The sequence below is a fragment of the Streptomyces sp. NH27 genome (assembly GCF_056859195.1).
Genome location: NZ_JACEGK010000116.1, coordinates 1 through 16,594 on the forward strand (window position 1 = coordinate 1; position 16,594 = coordinate 16,594).

The window sequence follows — 16,594 nt, forward strand, 5'->3', positions numbered from 1 at the left end:
ACCCAGCCCTACCCCGACCTCCCGGAGGTAAAGCGCAGTGTCCCGTCTGACGAAGGCCGCGGCCGTCGCCGCCGCCGCCGCGATATCCCTGCTCGCGAGCGCGTGTACCGGCCAGAGCTCTTCCGGCGCGAACGACGACGCCAGCAAGGACGTGACCATCAACTTCTGGCACGGCTGGTCCGCGCCCAACGAGTTGAAGGCGATCAACGACAACGTCGCCCGCTTCGAGAAGCTGCACCCCAACATCCACGTCAAGGTGCAGAGCAACATCACCGACGACAAGATCAACCAGGCGCTGCGGGCCGGCGGCGGCAAGGCCCCGGACGTGGTCTCCTCCTTCACCACCGACAACGTCGGCCAGTTCTGCTCCTCCGGCGCGCTCACCGATCTCTCGCCGTTCCTGAAGAAGTCCGACATCAACACGGCGACCACGTTCCCGAAGACGATGCAGGAGTACACCCAGTACAACGGCGTGCAGTGCTCGCTGCCGCTGCTCGGCGACGCGTACGGGCTGTACTACAACAAGAAGGAGTTCGCCGCCGCCAAGATCTCCAGCCCGCCCAAGACCATGTCGGAACTCAAGGCCGACGCCGTCAAGTTGACGAAGTCCAAGGGCGACTCCTACTCCCAGCTCGGCTTCATGCCGAACTTCCACGGCTACGAGTCCACCCCGGGTCACTTCGCCGCCCAGTGGGGCGTGCACTACTTCGACGCCAACGGCAAGGCGCAGACCGCGTCGGACCCCGGCTTCACCTCGATGTTCAACTGGCAGCAGGACATGGTGAAGTCGCTCGGCGGCTTCAGCAAGCTGGAGAAGTACCGCAACACCTTCGGTGACGAGTTCGGCGCTAAGAACCCGCTGCAGACCGGCCAGGTCGCGATGGGCATCGACGGCGAGTGGCGGCTGGGCATGGCCAAGGACGCCGGCATGAACGACCTCGGTGTGGCGCCGTTCCCGGTGCCCGACGACCAGGTGAGCAGCTACGGCAAGGGCTACGTCACCGGCACCATCGTCGGCATCGCCGACACCAGCACCAAGAAGAACGCCGCCTGGGAACTGGTGAAGTTCATGACCACCGACACCGACGCGGTCGTCTCCTTCGCCAACGCGATCCACAACGTGCCCTCCACGCTGGCCGCGCTGAAGTCCCCCAAGCTCGACCAGGACCCGGGCTTCAAGACCTTCATCGACATCGCGCAGAACCCGAGCAGCACCACCACCCCGCCGAGCGTCAACGGCGGCGCCTACCAGGTGACCCTGCAGGACTTCGGGTACGCCTACGAGTCCGGGAAGAGCAAGAACCTCAAGTCCGGACTCGAAGGCGTCGACGCGCAGGTCGACAAGGACATCGCGCAGGCCAAGTGATGAGCGCCGTCCACCCCCTGCTGCGCGCCAAGCGCAGAAAAGCCGCCCTGCGGAACCTCGCGTTCCTCTCCCCGTGGATCATCGGGTTCGCCGTCTTCTTCCTCTACCCGCTGCTGTCCACCGTCTACTTCTCGTTCATGCACTACAACGGCTTCAACCCGCCGACGTGGACCGGCGGGAAGAACTGGTCGTACGTCTTCACGCAGTACCCGCTGTTCTGGCCGGCGTTGCGCAACACGCTGTGGCTGGTCATCGTGATGGTCACCCTGCGGGTGATCTTCGGGCTCGGCATCGGCATGCTGATCACGAAGATCAAGACCGGTGCGGGCCTGTTCCGTACCGCGTTCTACCTGCCGTACCTGGCACCGCCGGTCGCCGCGACGATGGCGTTCGTCTTCCTGCTCAACCCCGGCACCGGCCCGGTGAACAACATCCTCGGCGGGCTCGGCATGCCCACCCCGGGCTGGTTCACCGACCCGCACTGGGCCAAGCCCGCGCTCACGACGCTGGCGCTGTGGGGCATCGGCGACCTGATGGTCATCTTCATGGCCGCGCTGCTCGACGTCCCCAAGGAGCAGTACGAGGCAGCCGAGTTGGACGGCGCGGGCCCCTGGGCGCGGTTCCGGTTCGTCACGCTGCCGAACATCTCGCCGATCGTGATGTTCGCGGTGGTCACCGGCGTCATCCAGACCATGCAGTACTACACGCAGCCACTGGTCGCCGGGAAGGTCGCCTCCGGCATCATCGGCAACTCCGGCCAGCAGTTCGAGCCGGGCTACCCCGACAAGTCCACCCTGACCCTGCCGCAGCTCGTCTACAACCTGGGCTTCCAGCGCTTCGACTACGGCTCCGCGTGTGTGGTCGCCCTGGTGCTGTTCGTGCTGGCGATGGCGTTCACGGCCCTGCTGATGCGGCGCCGCAACGGCTTCCTGGCAGCGGAGGACTGACCCGAGATGACGCACATGACCGACACCACCCTCGCCCCCGGCGCGTCGCTGCCCCGCACCGACCGCTCCCCCGACCCCCGCGCCCTGAAGGCCGCCCGGCGCAGGCGCACCCTGCACTGGATCGGCGTGCACTCGCTGGGCATCGCCGCGGCCGCGTTCTTCGTGCTGCCGTTCGTCTTCGTGGTGCTCACCGCGCTGATGAGCGACAACCAGGCGCTGACCCGGTCGCTGTGGCCGCACCCCTTCGAGTGGTCCAACTTCCGTACCGTCTGGGACACTCCGGGCTTCCTGACCTGGTGGCGCAACACCCTGGTCTACTCGGTCGCCGGCACCGTGCTGACCATCGTGTCGTCGCTGCCGGTCGCCTACGCGCTGGCCAAGTTCCGCTTCCGCGGCCGCAACCTGATCATGGTGCTGGTGATCTCCACCATGATGCTGCCGCCCCAGGTGATCATCATCCCGATGTACCTGTTCTGGACCAAGCAGCTGCACATGGACGGCACCCTGTGGCCGCTGATCATCCCGATGGCCTTCGGTGACGCCTTCACCATCTTCCTGCTGCGCCAGTTCCTGCTGACCATCCCCAAGGAGTACACCGAGGCGGCCAAGGTCGACGGCTGCGGCGAACTGCGCACCCTGCTCACGGTGATCGTCCCGATGATCCGCCCCGCGATCGCCGCGGTCGCCCTCTTCCAGTTCTTCTACTGCTGGAACGACTACTTCGGCCCGCAGATCTACGCCAGCTCCAACCCCGCGGCGTGGACCCTCAGTTACGGATTGGAGTCCTTCAAGGGCGCCCACCACACCAACTGGAATCTGACCATGGCGGCCACCGTTCTCGTGATGGCCCCGGTGATCGTGGTCTTCTTCTTCGCTCAAAAAGCCTTCATCGAAGGCGTGACCCTGACAGGAGTCAAGGGATGAAACTGGCGGTCGTGGGCGGCGGGTCCACCTACACACCCGAACTCATCGACGGGTTCGCGCGGCTGCGCGACACCCTGCCGGTAGAGGAACTGGTGCTGATCGACCCGGCCGCGGAGCGGCTGGAGCTGGTCGGCGGGCTCGCCCGACGGATCTTCGCGAAGCAGGGCCACCCCGGGCGGATCGTCACCACCGACAACGTGACCGCGGGCGTCGAGGGCGCCGACGCGGTGCTGCTCCAGCTGCGGGTCGGCGGGCAGGCGGCACGCAACCAGGACGAGACGTGGCCGCTGGAGTGCGGCTGCATCGGCCAGGAGACCACCGGCGCGGGCGGCCTCGCCAAGGCGATGCGCACGGTGCCGGTGGTGCTGGACATCGCCGAGCAGGTGCGCCGGGCCGCGCCGGACGCGTGGATCATCGACTTCACCAACCCGGTCGGCATCGTGACCCGGGCACTGCTCCAGGCCGGGCACAAGGCGGTCGGGCTGTGCAACGTGGCCATCGGCTTCCAGCGGAAGTTCGCGCGGCTGCTGGACGTGGCACCCGAGCAGGTGCACCTCGACCACGTGGGGCTCAACCACCTCACCTGGGAGCGCGGGGTACGGCTGGGCGGCCCGGACGGCGAGAACCTGCTGCCCAAGCTGCTCGCCGAGCACGGCGACGCCATCGCCGAGGACCTGCACATGCCGCGCCGGATCGTGGACCGGCTCGGCGTCGTCCCGTCGTACTACCTGCGCTACTTCTACGCGCACGACGCGGTGGTACGCGAGCTGGGCACCAAGCCGTCGCGGGCCGCCGAGGTCGCCGCGATGGAGAAGCAACTGCTGGAGATGTACGGCGACCCGGCGCTCGACGAGAAGCCGGAACTGCTGTCCAAGCGGGGCGGCGCGTTCTACTCCGAGGCGGCCGTCGCGCTCGCCTCCTCGCTGCTGCGCACCGATTCGCCGTCGTGGCGCGGTGACGTGCAGGTGGTCAACACCTACAACAACGGCACCCTGCCCTTCCTCGCCGACGACGCCGTCATCGAGGTGCCCGCGCTCGTCGACGGCACCGGCGCCACGCCGCTGCCGGTCCCGCCGCTGGAACCGCTCTTCGCCGGCCTGGTCGCCAACGTCACCGCGTACGAGGACCTGGCGCTCGAAGCGGCGCTGCGCGGCGGCCGGGACCGGGTGTTCGCCGCCCTGCTGGCCCACCCCCTGATCGGGCAGTACGACTACGCCGAAGGTCTGACGGACCGTCTGATCGCGCACAACCAGGAGCACTTCGCGTGGGCGTGACTTCGGAGCCGCTCGTCCCCGGTGGCGTCCTGGCCATCGACGCGGGCAACAGCAAGACCGACGTGGTGCTGGTCGCCGCCGACGGACGGGTGCTGGGCAGCGCCCGCGGCGGCGGCTTCCAGCCGCCGATCGTCGGGATCGACCCGGCCGTCGCGGTCGTCGCCGACGTGGTGGAACGCGCGGCCGCGGCCGCCGGGCTGCCCGCGGCGGGCGGGCGCGGCGGCCGGCCGCTGGCCGAGCACACCTCGGCGTGCCTGGCCAACGCCGATCTGCCGGTCGAGGAACAGCAGTTGAAGGAGGCGGTGCACGCGCTCGGCTGGGCGCGCAGCACGTACGTCGCCAACGACACGTTCGCGATACTGCGGGCCGGCGTCGAGGAGCCGCGTGGCGTCGCCGTGGTGTGCGGCGCCGGCATCAACTGCGTCGGCCTGCTGCCGGACGGGCGCACCGCGCGGTTCCCCGCGATCGGGAAGATCTCCGGGGACTGGGGCGGCGGGTCCGGGCTGGCCGAGGAGGCGCTGTACTTCGCCGCGCGCGCGGAGGACGGGCGCGGCGAACCGACCGCGCTCGCCACGGCACTGCCCGCGCACTTCGGGCTGCGCACGATGTACGAACTGATCGAGGCGCTCCACCTGGAACGAATACCGCACGTGCGACGGTACGAACTCACCCCGGTGCTCTTCGCCACCGCCGACGCCGGCGATCCGGTCGCCGGGTCCGTCGTCGACCGGCAGGCCGAGGAGATCGTCGCGCTCGCCACGGTCGCGCTGCGACGGCTCGACCTGCTCGACGACGAGGTGGACGTCGTCCTCGGGGGTGGCGTCATGGCGGCGAACAATCCACGGCTCATGGGCGGCATCACCGCCGGGCTCGCCACGTCCGCGCCCAAGGCCCGCGCACACGTCGTCACGGCGCCCCCGGTGCTCGGGGCGGCCCTGCTCGGCCTCGACCACACCTCCGCGCCACCGGCCACCCACGCGACCCTCCGCGCCCACTACGCGTAGTCAGGCCGCCCCGCCCCCGGGCTGCCCCGTCCGGCCGCGGAAGGAGCCCGCGCCTCCCAAAGAGGCGCGGGCAACCGCGCTGCCCACAGCCGCACATGGAAGCGGCCCCGTTCGCGAGGCGGCCACGGGAGCCGCGGGCAGCCACTGCGGGGGTTGGGCCCGCGGTCCAGCGAGGTGGGCGCGGCTCGGGCGAAGGGCGCCCCGGAACCGCTGAGCCGCCGGGGGCGTGTGCAGAGGTAGGCGGCGGCAGCCATACTGCTGCTGCAAGCTGACCGTTTCGTGGGGAGGGTGCGTGACCCAGACGCCGACAGGCACAGGCACAGCACCGGTGCCAGTGCCGGCACCAAGTCAGGTGCAGGGACAACAAGGTGGGCCGGTTCACCCCCTGCCCTCTTCTGCGCACGCCCCGCTCCGGGCCGCCTGGAAGGAGTCCAGCGCGCGGCTCCGCGCGGCGGCCACCACGGAACCGGGCCGGCTCCGCCTGATCGGTGCCGTCCTCGCCGTCCTCGTCATCGCGTTCGGCGCCGTCACCGCGTGGCAGGTCGTCGAACGGCAGTCCGCCGCGGGCAACGTGATCGACCACAGCGCCCCGCTCAGCGCGAACGCCGCCGAGATCTACCGCTCCCTCGCGGACGCGGACGCCACCGTCGCGGGCGGCTTCCTGGTCGGCGGCGAGGAGCCGAAGGCGGTGTCGGAGCGCTACCAGAACGACATCACCAAGGCCGCCAAGCTGATAGCCGACGCCGCCGCGAACAGCGCCGGCTCGCACCAGGCACGCACCCAGATCGCCGCGCTGAACAGCCAACTCCCGCAGTACACCGAGCTGGTGGCGACCGCGCAGGCCGACAACCGGCAGGGCCTCCCGCTGGGCGGCGCCTACCTGCGGTACGCCGACACGCAGATGCGCAAGCCCGGCGGCCTGCTGGACGCGGCCGACAAGCTGTACCAGGCGGAGAACGCCCGGCTCGGCTCCGACTACTCCGACGCGAAGGCGCTGCCGTACGCGTCGTGGGCGCTGGGCGTGGTCGCGCTGGGCGCGCTGGTGTGGGCGCAGCGCCGCCACTACCGCCGTACCAACCGGGTGTTCAACCGGGGCCTGCTGACCGCGACGGCGGCGTCCGCGGTGGTGCTGCTGTGGCTGGTCGCGGCGCACACCGTGGCCCGTACCGACCTCAACGACTCGTACGCGCACGGCGCGAAGTCGATGCAGGTGCTCAACAACGCCCGGATCGCGGTGCTCCAGGCCCGCGGCGACGAGAACCTGACGCTGGTCGCGCGCGGTTCCGGCGACCAGTACGAGACGAGCTTCGCCCAGGAGATGGACACGCTGGCCGGCAGGACCACCGGCGCGAACGCGAAGGGCGGCGGCGAGTTGGCCAAGGCGCTCGCACTTGCCGACAAGGACGCGGGCCGCGCCCCGGTGCGCTCCGCGATCGACAACGTGGGCAAGTGGCGCCAGCGGCACACCGACGAGCGCGCGGCCGACGACGGCGGTGACTACACCACCGCGGTCGCCGAGGTGATCGGCGGGAAGGACAGCCACGGCAACACGGTGACGAGCACCACCGGACAGAGCTTCAACGCGGTCGACACCAGCCTGGGCCACGCCGTCGCGCAGGAGCAGAAGGAGTTCCACCAGTCCGCCACCGACGGCCGCGGCGCGCTGGCGCTGCTGCCGTACGGCGCGGGCCTGCTGGCCGTGCTCGCCGCGGGCGCCGCACTCATCGGCGTCGGACGGCGCCTGTCGGAATACCGGTGAGCGGCGTGCGAACGTACAGAGGGCGGGGTCGGTCCGGCCGGGCGGAAAGCAGGGAGGTCACGGTGAGCCGTACAGCACGCGGATGGGGCGGGGTCGCGACGATGGCGGCGGCCTGCGCGCTGACCGTCACGGCGGCGCTGAGCCCGCTGGGCGTGGGGCCGTTGGGCGGCACCTCGGCGGCGGGGCACACGTCGGTGCCCGCGGACGGCGGGCCGGTCACGCATGTGCGGTACGCCGCCGCGACCGACGCCGACACCTGCACCACGCCCGAGGCGAGCCTGTCGCCGTCGTCCGGCAGCACGGACGGCGCGGCCGTGGAACGGATCAAGCAGCGCGGCCGGCTGATCGTCGGCGTGGACCAGAACAGCTACCTGTGGGGCTTCCGCGACCCGGAGACCGGCGCCATCACAGGCTTCGACATCGAGATCGTGAAGGCCATCGCCCAGAACATCCTGGGCAGTTCGGCGAAGGTCCAGTACCTGACCGTGCCGACCGACAAGCGGGTATCCGACATAGAGCAGCACAAGGTGGACATGGTGGTGCGCACCATGTCCATCACCTGCGCCCGGGTGAAGCAGGTGGCCTTCTCCATCGCCTACTTCGAGGCCGGCCAGCAACTGCTGGTCCCGAAGGACTCGACGATCACGGGGTACGACGACAGCCTGAACCACAAGCGGGTGTGCACCGCCAAGAGCTCGACTGGGGAAGCCAAGTTGCAGCGGGGCGCGCACGGCGCGCAGATCTACCCCGTCGACAACCAGCTCGACTGCCTGGTGCTGCTGCAACTCGGCAAGGTCGACGCGGTGTTCACCGACAACGCGCTCGCCGCCGGCCAGGCCGCGCAGGACCCGACGGTGCACCTGGTGGGAACTCCGGTCACCAAGGAGCCGTACGGTGTGGCCATGAACCTGGACGACCAGGACCTGGTGCGCCGGGTCAACCAGGTGCTGGCGGCATACGAGGCGGGCGGCGCGAACAGCGAGTGGATGCACCAGTACCAGACCTGGCTCGCCAAGGACCTGCCGGACGTCACAGGACCGCCGGACCCGAAGTACAAATAGGGGAAGGGTCGTTCCGCCGTACACGGCGCCCACACGGCGCCCACGCGGCGTGAACGCGGGGCACGACGAGCCGGACGGGCACGCAGGGCAGGACGGGCACGCAAGGCAGGCAGCGCACGCAGGGCAGGCACAACGAGCAGGGCAGGCAGGAAGAGCACGGCCTACGGGAAGAGGGTGTGATGGCGGTCGCGGGAGCATCCGGACCGGTGATGGGCCGGGAGGACGTCGATCTTGCGCTGGAGCGACTCGGCACCGAGCACGAAGCCGTCGAGACCTCCCTGCTCGCCCTCCAGGACCACTCCGGGCGCAGGCTGCTCGAAGGCGCCGAGCTGACCGGCATCACCAAGGAGCGGTGGCAGCGCACCGACACGGCGATCACCGCACTGTGGGCGCACTTCGAGGCGTACACCGGCGCCCTGACCGACGCCCGCGAGCTGCGGGCCCGCCGCCGCTGGCCGACCCAGACCGAACTCGCCCGGCTCACCGAGCTGTTGCGCGGCGACGGGATCATCGTGCTGGGCGGCACCGTGCCGGACCACGAGCGTTCGCTGACCGGACCGGCCCGCGCCACCGAGCAGATGAGCCTGGACGAGCTGGTCCGGCGGATGAACACCTGGTACGACCAGGCCATGGAGACGGTGTCCGCCGCCGACGCGGTGTGGTCCGCGCTGCCGGCCAGGATCGACCTGCTGGCCGCCGAGACACAGCGGGTCCGCTCGCTGGCGCACTCGGTCGGCGTCCGCCCGGGCGGGCACCCCGCCGGTGACGAACTGGAGTCGCTGGCCGAGGAGTTGGCGCAGCTTCGGGGCCGTTCGGTCTCCGACCCGCTGGCCTTCTGGAACCCGCGCCCGGCCCCCGGCCGCCCCGACACCTCGCGCTACGACGACGCCGGGCGGCGGCTGGAGGAGATCCGCCGCGAGGTCGAGGCGGTCCTGCACGTGCGGGACGACGCCGAACACCGGCTCGGGCGGCTGCGCGACGTGATGTCCCGCGCCGACCGCACCCTCACCGAGGCCCGCGGCGCCCGGGTCGAGGTGCTGTCGAAGATCCTCGCCTCCGACGTGCCCGCGGTCAGCGGCCCGGCCGCCGCGCTGCACGAACAGCTCGGCGCGGCCGAGGAGTTCGCCAGGACCGCGCAGTGGCACCGGCTCTCCCCGCTGCTGGACAGCCTGGAGGGGCACGCCGACGACGAACTGCTGCGGGCCAGGGAGTCGTTGACCGCGGTGACCGCGCCGCTGGCGGTCCGCGCCGAGTTGCGCGGCCGGCTCGACGCGTACCGGGCGAAGGTGGCCCAGCTCGGCATGGCCGAGGACCCGGTGCTGATCGAACGGTACGACCAGGCCCGGCGGCTGCTGTGGAGCGCGCCGTGCGACCTGGGCGCGGCCGAACGGGCCGTACGCCGCTACCAGCAGGCGGTCACGGAAATGGGCACCGCCCCGCGCACCCCCACCGATCGCCGGGGCCCGGCATGAGCGGGCACACGGGCATGACCGCGGCGACCGTCCCGGACACCGGACCGGGCCCGCGCGCGAAAAACGGCAGCAGGAGCAGTACGGAAGTGGCGTCAGGGACAGGGAAAGGCTGAGGGGGACACCGTGAGCGAGTGCCAGCGACCCGGCTGCGACGGGACCTTGGAGGACATGGGCGGCGGCGACCTGTACTGCGGCACCTGCGGGCTGGCGCCCGTGGCTGCGCCCGCCGCACCCGTGGGACCCACACCGGGTGCGGCGGGCGCAGCGGGTGCGGCAGGCGCGGGCGGCTCCGGCTACGGCGGCTACGGCTACGGCGCTTCGGGACCCGGCTCCGGCGGCTCCGGCGGCTCCGGCGGCTCCGGCGGCTCCGGCGGCGCGGCCATCCCCGGCGCGCGCTCCGGCGCGGACTCCGGGCGCTCCTCGGCCGGCAGTTCCTCGGCGCACTCCTCCCGTTCGTCCCGTTCCTCCACCTCCCAGGCGTCCCGCCGTTCGGTGTCGGGCCGGCTCTCCCAGTCGCTGGCCGGCAACTCCACCGGCCGCTCGGTGTCGGTGCGCAGCACCCGCGCCGCCGGCACCGGCCCCACCCGAGGCAAGCTGGGCGCCGGCCTGGTCTCCGTACCGACCGTGCCGCGGCCCGACCCGGCCGCCGCGGTGATGGAGAACCCCGAAGTGCCCGAGCGCAAGCGCTTCTGCAGCAAGGGCGACTGCGGGGCACCGGTCGGCCGTAGCCGCGAGGGGCGCCCCGGCCGCACCGAGGGCTACTGCACCAAGTGCGGGCACCCGTACTCCTTCACGCCCAAGCTGCGCCCGGGCGACGTGGTGCACGGGCAGTACCACGTGGTGGGCTGCCTGGCGCACGGCGGGCTCGGCTGGATCTACCTCGCCGTGGACCGGGCGGTCTCCGACCGCTGGGTGGTGCTCAAGGGCCTGCTCGACACCGGCGACGAGGACGCGCTCCAGGCCGCGCTCTCCGAGCGGCGCTTCCTCGCCGAGATCGAGCACCCCAACATCGTCCGGATCTACAACTTCGTCGAGCACCTCGACCAGCGCACCGGTACCCTCGACGGCTACATCGTGATGGCGTACGTCGGCGGCAAGTCGCTCAAGGAGATCGCCAACGAGCGCCGCACCCAGGACGGCAAGCGCCAGCCGCTGCCGGTCGCGCAGGCGATCGCGTTCGCCATCGAGGCGCTGGACGCGCTCGGCCACCTGCACAGCCGCAACCTGCTGTACTGCGACTTCAAGGTGGACAACGCGATCCAGACCGAGGACCGGCTCGAAGTGATCGACATGGGCGCGGTCCGCCGGATGGACGACAACGAGTCGGCGATATACGGCACGGTCGGCTACCAGGCGCCCGAGGTCGCGGAGGTCGGCCCGTCGGTCGCCTCCGACCTCTACACCATCGCCCGCACCCTGGCGGTGCTGACCTTCGACTTCCAGGGCTACACCAACGTCTTCGTGGACAGCCTGCCCGACCCGGACAAGATCGAGGTCTTCCGGCGCTACGAGTCGTTCTACCGGCTGCTGGTACGCGCCACCGACCCGGACCCGGACAAGCGGTTCGCCTCGGCCGAGGAGATGTCCGACCAGTTGCTCGGCGTGCTGCGGGAGGTCGTCGCCCTGGAGTCGGGCTCGCCGCGGCCGGCCCTGTCCACCCTCTTCGGCCCCGAACTGCGCGTAGTGGACACGCAGTTGGTGCGGCCGGTGACCGGGGACACCTCGCAGCTCGGCGCCCTGCGCCCGCCGGACGGACAGCGGCGGTCCAGACGGGACAAGGGCGCGCGGGCGTTGCCGGCCGCGCCCGCGGGTGCGCCCGGCCAGTCGGGTGCGCCGCCCGTCGCGGGACTTCCCGGGCAGGCGCCGCAGGCCGCGCCCGCCGGGGTGTTCGGGCCCACCACGGGTGGCGCCACACCGCCGCCCGGCGTGCCCGCCGCACCGCCGGCGCCCACCGGCCAGCCGGCGGGCGGCGGTTGGGGCCCGGGCCTGCCGATCGTCTCCCGGCTCGACGCGTCCGCGGCCGTACTGGCGCTGCCCGTGCCGCACATCGATCCCACCGACCCCAACGCGGGCTTCCTGGCCGGCATCGCGGCCGCCGCACCCGGCGAGATGGTCGCCGCGCTCCAGTCCGCGCCGATCGACTCCGTGGAGAAGCGGCTGCGCGAACTGCGGGCCCGGCTGGAGCTCGACGACACCGCCGGCGCCCAGCAGGTGCTGCGCGGCCTCGACGAGTCCGGCGACGACGGCGCCGACTGGCGGGTGGTCTGGCACCGCGGTCTGGTCGGGCTGTGCACCGCCGACCACGCGACGGCGGCGCTCAGCTTCGACGCGGTCTACGACGCCTTCCCCGGCGAGTCCGCGCCCAAGCTGGCCCTGGGCATCTGCGCGGAGGTGCTCGGGCAACTCGACAACGCCGCCGAGTACTACCGCCTGGTGTGGAGCACCGACCACAGCTACGTCAGCGCGGCCTTCGGGCTGGCCCGGGTGCTGCTGAAGTCCGGCGACCGGGTCGGCTCGGTGCGCGCCCTGGAGTCGGTGCCCGAGTCGTCCATCCACTACACCGCCGCCCGGGTCGCGGCGATACGAGCCCGGCTGCGCGACCGGGCGCCGCACGAACCGCTGCTGCCCGACCTGCACGCGGCGGCCCACCAGGTGGAGGACCTCCAGCGGCAGGGCCTGGACTACGACCGTCGGGAGCAGCTCGCCACGGAGGTGTACGGCAGCGCGCTGGACTGGGTGCTGGCCGGCCGGACCGGCGCGGGCACCGCGGCGACCGGGCTGGTGCTCGGCGCCGAACTGGACGAGCGCGGACTGCGGTTCGGCCTTGAGCGGTCCTACCGGGTGCTCGCCCGGCTGGCCCGCCAGGGCGGTACGAGGATCGAACTGGTGGAGCGGGCCAACCGCTTCCGCCCCAGGACCTGGGTGTAAACCGATGCCACCACTGCCCGAGTCGGCGCCCTCGGCGCCTGCGGCCCGCCCGACGATCTGCCCGGGCTGCTCCGAACCCCAGGCCCCCGACGACCGGTTCTGCGGGCGCTGCGGGCGCGACCTGAGCGTGCCGCCGCCCGCGCCGGAACCCGAGCCGGCGCCCGAGCCGAACGCCGGCGCCTCCGAAGACGCCGGCGACGGTGCGGACCGCCGCAACGGCCGCGACGCCGAGCCGCATGCCGCGAACAGCGCCACCGGCGCCTTCCTGCTCGCTCCCCCGCGGACCGGCTCCTCCGGGGACACCCTCCCGCTCGGCTTCACCGCCCAACCGTCCGACCCGCGCGCGGCCGGCGACGACGGCAACGTGGGCGGGGGCGAGTCGGCGCGGGCCGGGACCGGGACCGGGACCGGGGCCGCCTCCGCCGCGCCCGGCCGCGGGACCAGCGGCGGGACCGGCCGGACCGGAGCGGCCGGCCGGGCTTCCTCAGCCGGCCCGGTGTGCGTGGCCTGCGGCCTCGGCGGCGTGGACGACGACGGCTACTGCGAGCACTGCGGGCACGCCCAGCCCCGCCAACGCGACCACCAGGAGAAGGAGTTGGAGGGCGTGGCCGCGGTCAGCGACCGCGGCCTGCGGCACCACCGCAACGAGGACGCGTTCACGCTGGGCACCGCCGCCCTGCCCGACGGCGGCGCCGCCGTGGTGGCCGTGGTGTGCGACGGCGTGTCCACCGCCTACCGCCCCGACGACGCCTCCGCCGCGGCCTGCGCCGCCGGCAGCGAGTCGCTGCTCGCCGCCCTGGAACGCGGCACCTCGCCCGACGACGCGATGCGCGACGCACTGCTGGCCGCGTTCGACGCGGTGGGCGCGCTGGCCGAGGAGGAGTCGCCGGAGCCGAACACCGCACGCCACAACGCCCCGGCGTGCACCTGCGTCAGCGCGGTCATCACCGGACCGGTCTTCACCGTCGGCTGGATCGGCGACAGCCGCGCGTACTGGATTCCGGACGACCGCGGCGCGCCCGCCGCCCGCCTCACCGAGGACGACTCGTGGGCGGCGCGGATGGTCTCGGCCGGGCTGATGTCGGAGGCCGAGGCGTACGCCGACGAGCGGGCGCACGCGATCACCGGCTGGCTGGGCGCGGACGCGGTGGAGGTCGATCCGCACGTGGCGGCCTTCCAGCCGGAGGGCCCGGGTGTGATCGTGGTGTGCACCGACGGGCTGTGGAACTACGCCGAGTCGGCCGTGGAGATGGCCGAGGCGGTGCCGGTCGATGCCCGTACCCGGCCGCTGGCGAGCGCGCGTTCGCTGCTCGGCCGGGCACTCGACGGCGGCGGCCACGACAACGTAACGGTCGCGGTGCTGCCGTTCCCGGCAGACGTCGCACGGGCAGGATCCCCCTCCGTCTAGCTCTCGCCGTACGCGACGCGGCGCGCTGCGACGCGTACGGCAAGGGGGCGGACGAGCAATGGCGTTAAGGAGCACAGGAAGCGATGCCAAGTCTTTCGAAGTCGAACGTGCCGCAGTTCTCGGTGGACGTGTACCAGAACGAGTACCTGCCCGAGGGCGGCCGCGAGGTCAACGCGATCGTCACGGTGACCTCGACCGGCGGCGGCACCTCGGGCGGCCGACCGCTGCCGGGCAACTCGGCGGCGGCCGGCGTCGTCATCATGGTCGACTGCTCGGGCTCGATGGAGTACCCGCCGACGAAGATGCGCAACGCGCGGGACGCGACCGCGGTCGCCATCGACACGCTGCGCGACGGGGTGTCCTTCGCGGTGGTGGCCGGCACCCACCAGGCCCGTGAGGTCTACCCGGCCAACGGCGGCCTGGCGGTGGCCGATCCGAGCACCCGCGCGCAGGCCAAGCAGGCGCTGCGCAAGCTCACCGCGGGCGGCGGCACCGCGATCGGCACCTGGCTGCGGCTCGCCGACCGGCTGCTGGCCGGCTCCGATGTCGTCATACGGCACGGCATCCTGCTCACCGACGGCCGCAACGAGCACGAGAAGCCGGAGGATCTGCACAGCGCCCTGGACGCCTGCTCCGGCCGCTTCACCTGCGACGCGCGCGGGGTCGGCACGGACTGGGAGGTCAAGGAGGTCACCGGGATCGCCTCGGCGCTGCTCGGATCGGTGGACATCGTGGCCGATCCGGCCGGTCTGGCCGCCGACTTCCAGGCGATGATGGAGAACGCGATGGGCAAGGAGGTCGCGGACGTGGCCCTGCGGGTGTGGACCCCGCAGAACGCCGAGGTCGCCTTCGTGAAGCAGGTCGCGCCGACCGTGGAGGACCTCACCGAGCGGCGCGCGCAGGCCGGGCCGCGGATCGGCGACTACCCGACCGGGTCATGGGGCGACGAATCGCGCGACTACCACGTCTGTGTGAAGGTGCCGCCGGCCGTCGTCGGGCAGGAGATGCTCGCGGCCCGGGTGTCGCTGGTGCTGCCGGAGCCCGACGGCACCATGCAGGTGCTGGCGCAGGGGCTGGTGCGGGCGCTGTGGACCGACGACATGGCCGCCTCGACCCGGATCAGCCCGCAGGTCGCGCACTACACCGGGCAGGCCGAACTGGCGCAGGCGATCCAACAGGGCCTGGAGGCACGCAAGTCCGGGGACATGGACTCCGCCACTGCCAAGCTGGGCCGCGCGGTGCAACTGGCCAGCGCCTCGGGCAACGAGGACACCGCGAAGCTGCTGGCCAAGGTGGTCGACGTGGTGGACGCGGTGAACGGTACTGTGCGGTTGAAGCCCAAGGTCGCCGACGCCGACGAGATGACCCTGGAGACGCGGTCGACGAAGACCGTACGCGTGAAGAAGTAACTGTCGGGTACAAAGTGCTCGCGCACAACCTTTGGAAGCCGCCCGTCCGGGTGGAGGGGGAGCCGACGCCATGCCGATCTGTGCCAACGGCCACCAGACCAGCGCCACCGACTGGTGCGAGGTCTGCGGCCTGCTGATCCCGGCACCGGCCGCGGGGTCGCGGCCGGCGTCCTCCGCGTCGTCGTCCTCGGCCTCGCCGGTCTCGCCGCCGCCCGCGTCGCCGTCGCCGCCCGGGTTCACGGGCGAGCCGGCGGCGGGCGGTGCCGAGTGCTGTCCGAACTGCGGGACGCCGCGGGAGGGCTCGGCGCTGTTCTGCGAGCACTGCCGCTACAACTTCCGTACGCACTCGGCGACCGTGGTGCCGCCGCAGCCGACCTCGCCGGGCTTCCCGCCGTACCAGCGGTACGAGTCGCAGCGATCGCGGCCGTCGCAGATCAACCGGCCGGCGGAGGCGGTGCCGGACAGCTCGGTCACCTCCGGCTCGGGGGACTTCCTGCTCGACCCGCCGTCCGGGTCGGTGCGGTCGGCGCCCGGGTCGGGCGGAACGACGACGAGCGGGCTGGCGAGCGGGCCCATCAGCGTGCCCATCAGCGGGCCGGTGATCGGGACGCCGGGCGGACCGGGCGGACCGGGCGGGCCGAACGGGCCGAACGGGCCGAACGGGCCCGGTGAGCAGGGCGGACCGGGCGGGCCGGGTGTTTCGGCCACCGCCGCCGTCGGGCACCCGGTGCCGCAGTCGGCCGCGGCGGGCACCGGTGCCGGCTGGGTGGCCGTGGTCGCCGCGGACCGGGCGTACTTCACCGCGATGATGGCCCGGAGCGGGCCGGACGCCGAGCAGTTGTACTTCCCCGCGTACTCCCCCGAGGTGCAACTGCCGCTCACCGGGCACCAGGTCACCATCGGGCGCCGCCGGCACAGCACCGGCGAGGCACCCGACATCGATCTGTCCCGCTCGCCGGAGGACCCCGGGGTGTCCCACCACCACGCGGTGCTGGTCCAGCAGCCCGACGGTTCCTGGTCGGTGGTCGACCAGGACTCCACC

The 16,594-nt window shown here is 72.3% G+C and carries 12 protein-coding genes; all 12 read left to right on the forward strand.

Going from position 1 to position 16,594, the window contains the following annotated elements; genetic code table 11:
* Positions 1-37: 37 nt before the first annotated feature.
* Positions 38-1,366 (forward strand): ABC transporter substrate-binding protein, encoded by a 1,329-nt coding sequence (locus AC13HU_RS12315; protein ID WP_483041857.1) that lies wholly within the window; start codon positions 38-40, stop codon positions 1,364-1,366.
* The gene (locus AC13HU_RS12320; protein ID WP_483041858.1) at positions 1,366-2,313 is read left to right on the forward strand and encodes a carbohydrate ABC transporter permease; all 948 of its coding nucleotides are present in this window, start codon (positions 1,366-1,368) and stop codon (positions 2,311-2,313) included. Before AC13HU_RS12315 ends, AC13HU_RS12320 begins: the two co-directional genes overlap by 1 nt.
* A gap of 6 nt (positions 2,314-2,319) precedes the next feature.
* The gene (locus AC13HU_RS12325; protein ID WP_483041859.1) at positions 2,320-3,237 is read left to right on the forward strand and encodes a carbohydrate ABC transporter permease; all 918 of its coding nucleotides are present in this window, start codon (positions 2,320-2,322) and stop codon (positions 3,235-3,237) included.
* Positions 3,234-4,511, forward strand: a complete 1,278-nt coding sequence (locus tag AC13HU_RS12330; protein WP_483041860.1) for a 6-phospho-beta-glucosidase — start codon at positions 3,234-3,236, stop codon at positions 4,509-4,511. The genes AC13HU_RS12325 and AC13HU_RS12330 overlap by 4 nt, the downstream gene beginning before the upstream one ends.
* Positions 4,502-5,515 carry an N-acetylglucosamine kinase gene (locus AC13HU_RS12335; RefSeq protein WP_483041861.1) on the forward strand — a complete coding sequence of 338 codons (1,014 nt, stop codon included), beginning with the start codon at positions 4,502-4,504 and terminating at the stop codon, positions 5,513-5,515. The genes AC13HU_RS12330 and AC13HU_RS12335 overlap by 10 nt, the downstream gene beginning before the upstream one ends.
* A gap of 352 nt (positions 5,516-5,867) precedes the next feature.
* Complete coding sequence (locus AC13HU_RS12340) at positions 5,868-7,274, forward strand: hypothetical protein (protein ID WP_483041862.1); 1,407 nt, start codon at positions 5,868-5,870, stop codon at positions 7,272-7,274.
* A 62-nt stretch (positions 7,275-7,336) separates the two neighbouring features.
* Positions 7,337-8,335, forward strand: a complete 999-nt coding sequence (locus tag AC13HU_RS12345) for a glutamate ABC transporter substrate-binding protein (protein WP_483041863.1) — start codon at positions 7,337-7,339, stop codon at positions 8,333-8,335.
* A 179-nt stretch (positions 8,336-8,514) separates the two neighbouring features.
* Entirely contained in the window at positions 8,515-9,807 is a 1,293-nt protein-coding gene (locus AC13HU_RS12350) for a hypothetical protein (RefSeq protein WP_483041864.1), read from the forward strand.
* A gap of 168 nt (positions 9,808-9,975) precedes the next feature.
* Positions 9,976-12,735, forward strand: coding sequence for a serine/threonine-protein kinase (locus tag AC13HU_RS12355; RefSeq protein ID WP_483041868.1), 2,760 nt, complete (start codon positions 9,976-9,978; stop codon positions 12,733-12,735).
* 4 nt (positions 12,736-12,739) lie between these two features.
* A complete protein-coding gene (locus AC13HU_RS12360; RefSeq protein ID WP_483041865.1) occupies positions 12,740-14,143 on the forward strand; it encodes a protein phosphatase 2C domain-containing protein in 1,404 nt (467 codons plus the stop codon).
* Positions 14,144-14,226: 83 nt separating this feature from the next.
* Positions 14,227-15,552 (forward strand): VWA domain-containing protein, encoded by a 1,326-nt coding sequence (locus AC13HU_RS12365; protein WP_483041866.1) that lies wholly within the window; start codon positions 14,227-14,229, stop codon positions 15,550-15,552.
* A gap of 70 nt (positions 15,553-15,622) precedes the next feature.
* Positions 15,623-16,594 (forward strand): FHA domain-containing protein (locus tag AC13HU_RS12370; protein WP_483041867.1); only part of this gene is annotated, 972 nt, incomplete at its 3' end.